Source organism: Bartonella sp. OC68QHHN (assembly GCF_042193875.1).
GTDB classification, from domain to species: domain Bacteria; phylum Pseudomonadota; class Alphaproteobacteria; order Rhizobiales; family Rhizobiaceae; genus Bartonella; species Bartonella grahamii_A.
Map to the genome: position 1 here is coordinate 1 of NZ_JBHIME010000029.1, position 9,343 is coordinate 9,343.

The 9,343-nt window shown below is 38.3% G+C and carries 6 protein-coding genes and 4 pseudogenes; 1 reads left to right on the forward strand and 9 read right to left on the reverse strand.

The window, feature by feature from the left end:
* A pseudogene (locus tag ACFIJ0_RS05520) lies at nucleotides 1–492 on the reverse strand (phage tail tape measure protein); the annotation flags it as partial.
* Here ACFIJ0_RS05520 and ACFIJ0_RS05525 point away from each other — a divergent pair.
* Nucleotides 487–1,932, forward strand: a pseudogene (locus tag ACFIJ0_RS05525) (autotransporter outer membrane beta-barrel domain-containing protein). The pseudogenes ACFIJ0_RS05520 and ACFIJ0_RS05525 sit on opposite strands and share 6 nt — an antisense overlap.
* 228 nt (nucleotides 1,933–2,160) lie before the next feature.
* On the opposite strand, the gene ACFIJ0_RS05530 reads toward ACFIJ0_RS05525, so the two are convergent.
* The 8 genes and pseudogenes from ACFIJ0_RS05530 to ACFIJ0_RS05565 form a co-directional block, all read right to left on the reverse strand.
* Nucleotides 2,161–2,943, reverse strand: coding sequence for an ABC transporter ATP-binding protein (locus ACFIJ0_RS05530; protein WP_375622443.1), 783 nt, complete (start codon nucleotides 2,941–2,943; stop codon nucleotides 2,161–2,163).
* Entirely contained in the window at nucleotides 2,930–3,814 is an 885-nt protein-coding gene (locus tag ACFIJ0_RS05535) for an ABC transporter ATP-binding protein (RefSeq protein WP_375622445.1), read from the reverse strand. Before ACFIJ0_RS05535 ends, ACFIJ0_RS05530 begins: the two co-directional genes overlap by 14 nt.
* On the reverse strand, nucleotides 3,807–4,736 hold the full coding sequence (locus ACFIJ0_RS05540; protein WP_375622447.1) for an ABC transporter permease: 930 nt from the start codon (nucleotides 4,734–4,736) through the stop codon (nucleotides 3,807–3,809). Before ACFIJ0_RS05540 ends, ACFIJ0_RS05535 begins: the two co-directional genes overlap by 8 nt.
* Nucleotides 4,737–4,738: 2 nt before the next feature.
* Nucleotides 4,739–5,812 (reverse strand): ABC transporter permease, encoded by a 1,074-nt coding sequence (locus ACFIJ0_RS05545; RefSeq protein WP_375622449.1) that lies wholly within the window; start codon nucleotides 5,810–5,812, stop codon nucleotides 4,739–4,741.
* 112 nt (nucleotides 5,813–5,924) lie between these two features.
* Nucleotides 5,925–7,526: an ABC transporter substrate-binding protein gene (locus ACFIJ0_RS05550; protein WP_375643894.1), complete on the reverse strand. Its 1,602-nt coding sequence runs from the start codon at nucleotides 7,524–7,526 to the stop codon at nucleotides 5,925–5,927.
* 376 nt (nucleotides 7,527–7,902) lie between these two features.
* Nucleotides 7,903–8,325 (reverse strand): annotated as a pseudogene (locus ACFIJ0_RS05555) (ABC transporter substrate-binding protein); the annotation flags it as partial.
* A gap of 7 nt (nucleotides 8,326–8,332) precedes the next feature.
* Nucleotides 8,333–8,596, reverse strand: a complete 264-nt coding sequence (locus ACFIJ0_RS05560) for an ABC transporter substrate-binding protein (RefSeq protein ID WP_375661424.1) — start codon at nucleotides 8,594–8,596, stop codon at nucleotides 8,333–8,335.
* Nucleotides 8,575–9,237, reverse strand: a pseudogene (locus ACFIJ0_RS05565) (ABC transporter substrate-binding protein); the annotation flags it as partial. The pseudogene ACFIJ0_RS05565 and the gene ACFIJ0_RS05560, both read right to left, overlap by 22 nt.
* Nucleotides 9,238–9,343 lie beyond the last annotated feature (106 nt).

The window sequence follows — 9,343 nt, forward strand, 5'->3', positions numbered from 1 at the left end:
ATCACGAGCGCCATTGACATGTACTGTGACATTTTGATTGTGCGTGATGGGGGAACGTTCTCCGCCTCTTTGCTCTCTCACGGAGTGATTTGCATGACCAGCCCCCGCAAATTGTGCAATTGGTTGAATGACTGTTTTGCCTCCCAAAAAACTTGGCAAAAACTCTCTTAAATGAATGGACCCAATCCACCCCTTCATGCGATGAGGCAAAGATTTACAAAAATCGCTCAATTTTGTGATGGGTGCCATAAAACCATCGACAATCCAATTGGCTAAGTCCTCCCCCGCTTGTTCCATACCAGCCCTCGCACCCTCAGAGAGCTTTTCGCGGGCAAAAAAGCTTCCCAACCAGCTCCAAAAGTTGGAAAGACTTTGTTTAAAGCCCTCCCACACATTGCCAAACCACTTGCCAACAGCGCCAAGCCCCTGTTTAAACTTTTGCCAAGCTTGAGAGAAATCAAAAGCATTGGCGATTATATTTTTCCAATGCATAATGGTGGCGGTATCAGCACCAAANCTGGTGATGCAAAGATTTCTTTTAATATTGGATCTGTTGAGAGTTCTGATATAACCGATCAAAAAAATGATCGACTTCTGATTCAGGGGGATGTCTTAGGCACCACAACAGTTTATGTTATGAGTGATGTCAAAGATAGCAATAATATAACAGAAGCTTTTCGCCCTTCTTCCAATACCAGTGGATTTTCGCTCATTCAAATTTCTGGAAATGCAGATGAAAATTCCTTCAAATTAGCCAATAGTTATATCCAAGCAACTGGTTCACCTTATAAATATAGGCTTACCGCTTATGGACCAACATCCAGCTATGGTGCTGCAAATAAAACTCAAAACCTGTTGGGAGAAAATGATAATTTCTGGGATTTCCGTTTGCAGAAATTGATTTTACCACAAGTAGCAAGCTATTTAGCCATACCTAATGCTCTCTTCTACGCTGGTTTTATCGATATGGCTCAACAAAGTACTCTGTTAGCTGATCTGAGAACAACAGATTTTGGAAAAGAAGAGGATAAAAAGAAGAAGGGCTTTTTCTTGTCTTCATATGGAAGTATAGCAACTTTATCATCTCAATATGATTATGAAACAAACATCCGCTATGCTGCTACACAAGCAGGTTTTACGGCTTCTGCACAAAAGGGCCAAAACACAACCCTATATTGGGGACTTACCGGAACCTATGGGCAATTATCCCTCACCCCAAAGGATATAGAAGATGCAGACAAGAGTACGCTTAACAAATGGTCAGCCACAGCTTACAGCGGTATAGAGCATAGTAGCGGTTTCTATATGGATACACTCTTCTCTTATGGGATCTAGAAAGGAAATATCTCTACAGCCATCGCTAAAAGTACCACTAAAGTCGATGATATAAAAATGTTAATTGCCTCAACAATAATAGGTCAAAAATTCATAACGGGTATTAAAGGGCTCACGTTTGTACCCCAGGCACAGCTTGTTTACCAGCGTCTAATCTTTAACGCCTTTTCTGATGCCGATAACCTTAAAGTTGATATCGGCGAACCTCACCAATGGCTGATGAGAATTGGTGGACATTTAACAAAAACCATTGTTAACACCAAAAAAGATCGTACTCTTTCCTTTTATGGGAAAGTAAACTTACTTCAAACCTTTGGTGATGATCATAGCATACAAATTAGCGACACCTTTTCCCTTGATCCAACGGGGTTTGCCATTGAAGGTGGGCTTGGCATCAATGCACAACTGTCTCACAATTTCTCCCTTCATGGTGATGTGAACTATCGAAAAAATCTGCAAAAAAACCGGTATATCCGGAACAAACTTTTCAGGAAGAATACGCTATCAGTTTTAAAACAAAGCTTAAAAGTAGACGTATTTATTCTGTTCGTTTTCACAAAAAGGCTGTACAATACGGTGCTGCCTTTTTGTATATGAAATCTATTTTTAAGAATAGAAAAAACAAAAATGGTTAAGTAATTATCATTTATTATTGATAAATTTTTCACAACAACTTCTTCTTTTGCAAATAATAAAACTTAGTATTTTTTGATAAATAAAAGCTAAAACTGTAAAAAATACAAAAAAATCTCTATTACAAAAAAGATATTAAATACTTCTCTAAACATAAAAAAGAAAAATGTATTTTCTCTTTTGGAAAATCGATCATACTCTTTGCTCTCTATAAACAATAGGCTCTATACTTGCTTCAAAAAACTCCTTTGTATAATCGTGTTGCGCATGTAAATTACGCAATTCATCATTGTTAAGCTCTTCAAGAATAATCCCTTTATGCATAATTCCAACACGTTCACAAATATGTGCAACAACAGCAAGATCATGGGATACCATCAAATAAGTAAGCTTTTTTCTCACGCGCAACGATTTCAACAAGTTTAAAATTTCAGCCTGTACCGACACATCCAATGCAGATGTTGGCTCATCAAGCAACAAAACCTCTGGCTCAATAATTAAAGCACGTGCAAGAGCAATACGCTGACGCTGCCCTCCAGACAGCTCATGAGGATAACGATAAAGAAATGAAGAATCTAAACCAACCGAATCTAAAGCATCCTCCACCCGCTCCTTTTGATTATCCATCCTATGGATTTTGATAGATTCAGAAAGAACCGTATGGACCATTTTTCTTGGATGAAGTGAAGCATAAGGATCTTGAAAAACCATTTGAATACGGCGTAAAAAATCCTTACTTCTTTTCTTTTCGACTTCTTTTCCAGCAAAAAGGAACTTTCCACTATAATCTGGAATAAGCCCCACCAACGTATTCAAAATAGTTGATTTTCCACATCCGGATTCACCAATCAAACCATAAGCTTCACCATGCTTAATATGAAAATTAACATTTTTAACAACTGTTACTGCCTTATGCCTATGACCAAAAGTTACAGATAAATTAGAAACATCAATAATATTCTCACAATTTGTCATGAGGAACCTCCTCAACACCATTAACAATCGTAGGATTATACAACCAATCAGGATCACGCTCAGGAACAGCCAAAACATCAACAGGATTATCAAGCCGTGGCAAACTCGCGAGCAACGCCTTCGTATAAGGATGACAAGCGTGAGACAAATCAGAAGCAGGCAATTCTTCTAACACACGGCCCGCATACATCACCAAAATACGATCACAAAAATCAGCAATCATATTCAAATCATGACTAATGAAAATAAGTCCCGTTCCAGATTTGGTCACAAGTTCATCTAATACAGATAAAACTTGTCGTCTGACCGTAATATCAAGTGCAGATGTTGGCTCATCAGCAATAATTAAATCAGGTTTTGGAATGAGCATCATTGCAATCATCACACGCTGCCCCATCCCCCCTGATATTTCATGAGGAAAGAGGCGCATCACATGTTCAGGATCACGAATATGAACAGATTCTAACATAGATATAGTCCGTTCTTGCGCTTCAACTTTTGAAACGCGGTAATGAATACGGTAAGCCTCCATAATCTGCTCACCAATTCGTATTAATGGATTAAGTGAATATTTGGGGTCCTGTAAAATCATTGAAATACGCTTCCCACGGATTTTTCGCATCTGAGGTTCACTTGCAGTCAATAAATCAACATCCTCAAAGCGCATTTTTTTAGCTTTAACAATGGCTGCTCTTGGACTCAACCTTAGTATTGCGCGCCCAGTCATCGATTTGCCAGATCCGGATTCACCAACAATTCCAATTTTTTCTTTTCCAACAGAAAAACTAACGCCACGCACAACTTCTGAAATGCCGCGCGTTGTAGGAAAAGAAATATGTAAATCTTCTACTTCTAATAATTTATTACCCATTGCGTGGATCCAATACATCACGAAGACCATCACCTAAAAGGTTGAAAGCAAGACTTGCAAATAATATTGCACAACCTGGTATTGCCGCCAACCACCAATTTGTCATCATAAATTCCCGCCCTGAAGAAAGCATCACCCCCCATTCAGGACTTGGAAGTTGAGCTCCCAACCCTAAAAAACCAAGACCAGCAGCCGTTAAAATAATTCCAGACATATCCAAAGTTAATCGTACAATCACTGAAGGAATACACATGGGCGCAACATGAAACAAAATAATTCGCCAAGCAGAAGCCCCTTGCAAGCGAACTATAGAAACATAATCAGAAGAACGTATTGTCAAAGTCTCAGCACGTGCTAAACGTGCAATTGGCGGCCATGCTGCAATTGAAATTGCAATAGAAGCATTTTCAATCCCTGGTCCCAATGCGGCTGAAAATGCAAGAGCTAAAATCAAACCTGGAAAAGCAAGAAAAATATCGACAATGCGCATGAGCACAGTATCAACCCATCCCCCCATATAACCAGATACAGTTCCAACAATAAGCCCTATTGGACCTACAATAACTGTTGTAAGAAAAACAACATAAAGAGTAATACGGGAACCAAAAACAAGGCGACTAAAAATGTCACGTCCTAATTCATCTGTTCCAAAATAATGCGCCATAGAGGGTGGCTGCAACCGATGCCCTAGATCATTGCTAAGAAAATCATGCGTAGCAATCCAAGGAGCAAAAAATGCACATATGATAACAATACAAATAATAAGCAAACCAAATACAGCCGAAAAGTTATGAAAAAACTTAACCAGTGCGTGATAAATTCTTTGTATGTTCGCTTGAATTATGGAGCTTGGAACAGGGTCGTTTAACCAACAGCCCCAAAAAAATGATGATTGCGATTTATGATGATTAGTTACTGTCATATTCAACGTGTCCTTGGATCAAAAATGCGATAAAGCAAATCAGAAAATAAATTAATGGCGACAAAGATAAATCCTACAAGTAAAGTACACCCTACAACTGCATTCATATCTCCGGCTAAAAGAGCATTTGTCAAGTAATGTCCAAAACCAGGCCAAGCAAAAACTGTCTCCGTTAAAACAGCCCCTTCTAATAAAAAAGCATAAGAAAGCGCAACAACGGTAATAACCTGAACAGCAGCATTCTTAAAGGCATGTCTCCATACCGTTCGCGCCCACGATAAACCCTTTACACGTGCAGTAATGATATATTCCTGATTAAGCTGCTCAATCATAAAACCACGAGTCATACGGCTAATATAAGCCATAGCACCGAAAGCCAAGATCAAAGCAGGCATAATAATGTGACTAAAAACATTACCAAAAGCCTCCCATTGTCCTTGGCTTGCCGTATCCCAAAGGAAAAATCCTGTTTTTGGTTCAAAAGAATATTCATAAAGAAAATCAATACGTCCTGGACCACCAACCCAGCCAAGCTTGGCGTAAAATATTAACAACGCCATTAATCCAAGCCAAAACGTCGGAGTAGAATAACTTACAAGTGTAAAAACACGGACAACATAATCAATAAATGAATCGCGATACATTGCTGCAAAAACACCAAACGGAATTCCAAGACTTGTGCCAATAACAATAGCAACGGTTGCAAGCTCTAATGTTGCAGGAAATACACGCATAATATCGTCTAGAACAGGACGCCCAGAAGTTAAAGCATCTCCAAAGTCAAATAAAAATACATTATGAAGATACTTCCAATATTGGACAATCAACGGCTTATCAAGACCCAACTTATAATACATTGCATCATAAGCTTCCTGACTGATATTATCACCAAGAATAGACAGAACTGGATCTAGAGGAAGAAGATGACCAAGAAAAAAAGTAATAGTCACCAACCCAAGCAATGTGATAAAAACTGAAATAAGAAGTTTCAATCCTTTGCATAAAAAATCCCATAAAAATAATTTTTTCTGCTTTTCTGATACATCTCTTTCAGTCTCTGTAAATGGCAAAACCATTATAAAAATCCCCTCTGTAGTGACAAAACATAAAGCAAATACCTTTTTTTATATAACGAAACAACCTCTTACTAAGCATGTTCTACAATCCTTCTCTATAACATGCTTCTTTTTATTTTTCTGCTTCATTGTAATAAAGTCTATAACTGTTCCAAATCCATTTTTTGACATCAGGTCCCATACCAACGGTATAATATGTCTGAAATAAATAAACCATCGGACCATGCTCTAGCACATAATGCTGTAAAGTACGATATTGCATGATACGCTTATCGGGGTCTTTCTCAAACAAAGCATCCATCACCATGTTATTAATATTTTCATCATAATACCCAGCGCGCCAAGCTAAATACATATTGTGCTTTTTTGTAAATGTTGGATCAGGATTAAACACGTGATTTAATGAAGCGGGATGTCCATCAGGATCGGCACTCCCCCACCCCATAATAGCAGTATCATAATTTCCACCACGTACACGGCTCAACAATTGATTTTGTGCCATTTTTTCAATTGTCAGTTCAATACCAATTTTACGTGCATTAGCTTGAATAGACTGTGCAACAGACGACATATAACTAAGGCTTCCAACTAAAAGATTAGCTTTAAAACCGTTCGGATAACCAGCCTCAGTAATCAACTGTTTTGCTTTTTTCAAATCCAACTTAAAAGGCAGACCTTCTTTTTCATCCAAAGCACCTGGAACACCCAAGGACATATAAGTTGCCCGCGGAATAGCAATCCCCTTCAAAACAGTTTTTCCAAGGACTTTATAATCAACCAAATAACGAAGTGCCAATCTGACCTTTTCGTTTGCAAAAATTGCATTCTTATTATTTAATGATAGATAAATAATCTGGGGGCGCAAAACACGACTAATTTTGACCGGTCCTCGCTTTTTTTCAAGATCTAAAATATCCTCTGAAGAAAGATCACGCGCTATATCCACATCACCTTTTTCCAAAAGAAGTCTTTGACTTGATGAATCTGCTACGTGCTGCACAACAATCTGCTTAATTTTAGGCACATCGCCCCAATAATGCTGTGTAGCCTCTAATACAACTTTATCTCCTGGAGACCAGCTCACCAATTTATAAGGTCCAACACAAGCTGAATGTGTCGCTAAATATTTATTCCCCATATCACCGTTAATACTCTGCGCTTCAATTGTCTTCCGATCAAGCAAAGCAGAAGCATAAGATTGTCCAATAACAGTCAATATGAGCTGAATGGGATAGGATTTATCTAATTTTAATTGTAAAGTCTTATCATCAAGAGCCTGAATATTTGTTTCAACATTTTTTTTGGTAAACCCATAATCCATTAAAGATTGGGCATAGCTCAATCCTAATTTAATAATCCGCCGCATCGACCACACCAAATCTTGTGCCGTTGCTGTTCTTCCATCATTAAACTTTAAATCATCACGAAGATGAAAAACTATTCTTTTGCCATTATCTAAAACATCCCAAGATTTGGCCATAGCAGGGCGAATTTTTGTAGGGTCATGCTCATCATATTGCACTAACGCGCTACAAATATTCGTCAATAACTCACTCGCCACAACCTCAACAGTTTGCGCTGGATCAAAACTACTAATTGAATCAATATTCCATGCCATTACCAATACATCTTTAGATGAAGCACTGAATACTGATATTACCCCCCCATTTAGAAAAGCTATTATGCCTAATAAAACAGTAAATTGTTTTAACATTTTTTCCCCATTTTCCTTCCTATTGTATTCTTGTGCCTTTTCACACATAGCTGTTGTGATTTTGCTCTTTCATCTTTTAAACAGCATAGTATCAAACATCAACTTCATTTAATCAAACTAAGCATCTATAAAATAATTCTCTCATACGTTAATCTATATTCGGGATGCAGAGAATCTGTAGCCACAAACAAAGATCCTCTCCAATATAACTTTCTATATTCATCCCTCCTTAACAAACGACCTCCATCATATATAGAACAAACATCCCTCACAGTTTCATCCTTTAAAAAACTGAAGGACTTTTATGTAAAAGAATATTTTTATCATGCAATTATGATCAAGCTATTTTTACCTTTGACAACACAAAAAGACACTCTTATTTTTCAATTTTACTATAAAAAATACGCGGTGCACTATTCCAAACCCATTTTTTGACATCCGGTGTCATCGCTATAACGCTATATTGCTGGTAAATAAACGCATAAGGTCCTTTTTGCATAAGTTCACGTTGTAAATCAGCATATATTTTCGCCCGTTTTTGCGGATCTTTTTGAAACAACGCCTCTTCAACTTTTTGATTCATCTTAGCATCAAAATACCCATGCTTCCAACTAGGATAGGCTGTATTTTTTGCCTCAAACCGATTATCTGGATTGTAAATAAGACGTGAAGCCATTGTATGAGGATCCGCAGAATCATTATTCCATCCGACAAAAGCCGTATCAAAAGCCCGTGCATTCACTTTTGAAAACAACTGTGTACCTGCCACACGTTCAATTTTAAGACGCACCCCTGCCTGCGCAGCACTATCTTGGAGTGACTGAGCANATTGTATCAAAAGCTCGGGCATAAAGTTTGGAAAACAACTGTGTACCTGCCAATCGCTCAATTTTAAGACGCACCCCTGCCTGCGCAGCACTATCTTGGAGTGACTGAGCAAGTAACAAAGTATAAGGAGCATTTGACACAAGAAAATTTGCCTCAAACCCGTTCGGATAACCGGCCTCTGCTAAAAGTTGCTTGGCTTTTTGAATATCAAGCTTAAAGGGTTGTCCTTCTTTTTCATCCAAAGNGCCGTATCAAAAGCCCGTGCATTCACTTTTGAAAACAACTGTGTACCTGCCACACGTTCAATTTTAAGACGCACCCCTGCCTGCGCAGCACTATCTTGGAGTGACTGAGCAAGTAACAAAGTATAAGGAGTGTTTGATACAAGAAAATTTGCCTCAAATCCATTCGGATAACCGGCCTCTGCTAAAAGTTGCTTGGCTTTTTGAATATCAAGCTTAAAGGGTTGTCCTTCTTTTTCATCCAAAGCCCCAAGATTGCCAAGAGGAATAAAACTTGCCCGTGGAATACCAATCCCTTTGAGAAGCTTCTTGCCAAGACCTTCATAATCTATAAGATAACGCATCGCCAAGCGTACTTTTTCCTTAGCAAAAATCGGATTCGTCGTATTGAATCCCCAATACATCATGGTTGGCACCAACACTTTTTCAACTTTAACATCTGTTGTTTTTTGCAAATCTGCAAGGTCTTCAGGTGTCAAATTACGAGCAACATCAATATCATGTTTTTGCAATAACAAGCGCTGAGTTCCAGGCTCCGCAACATGGCGAATTAAAATTTGCTTTAGTTTAGGTGCTTGTCCCCAATAGTGAGAGCTTGCACGCAATAAAATAGCTTCTCCAGGGCGCCAACTTTTTAACTGATNATGGTTCTAACACTTCTTTGATTTTAACATCTGTTGTTTTTTGCAAATCTGCAAGGTCTTCAGGTGTCAAATTACGAGCAACATCAATATCATGTTTTTGCAA

Bases quoted from the DNA above. Each gene is read 5' to 3' on its own strand.
- ACFIJ0_RS05530 (WP_375622443.1), bottom strand. From the start codon at position 2,943: ATGACAAATTGTGAGAATATTATTGATGTTTCTAATTTATCTGTAACT.
- ACFIJ0_RS05535 (WP_375622445.1), bottom strand. From the start codon at position 3,814: ATGGGTAATAAATTATTAGAAGTAGAAGATTTACATATTTCTTTTCCT.
- ACFIJ0_RS05540 (WP_375622447.1), bottom strand. From the start codon at position 4,736: ATGACAGTAACTAATCATCATAAATCGCAATCATCATTTTTTTGGGGC.
- ACFIJ0_RS05545 (WP_375622449.1), bottom strand. From the start codon at position 5,812: ATGGTTTTGCCATTTACAGAGACTGAAAGAGATGTATCAGAAAAGCAG.
- ACFIJ0_RS05550 (WP_375643894.1), bottom strand. From the start codon at position 7,526: ATGTTAAAACAATTTACTGTTTTATTAGGCATAATAGCTTTTCTAAAT.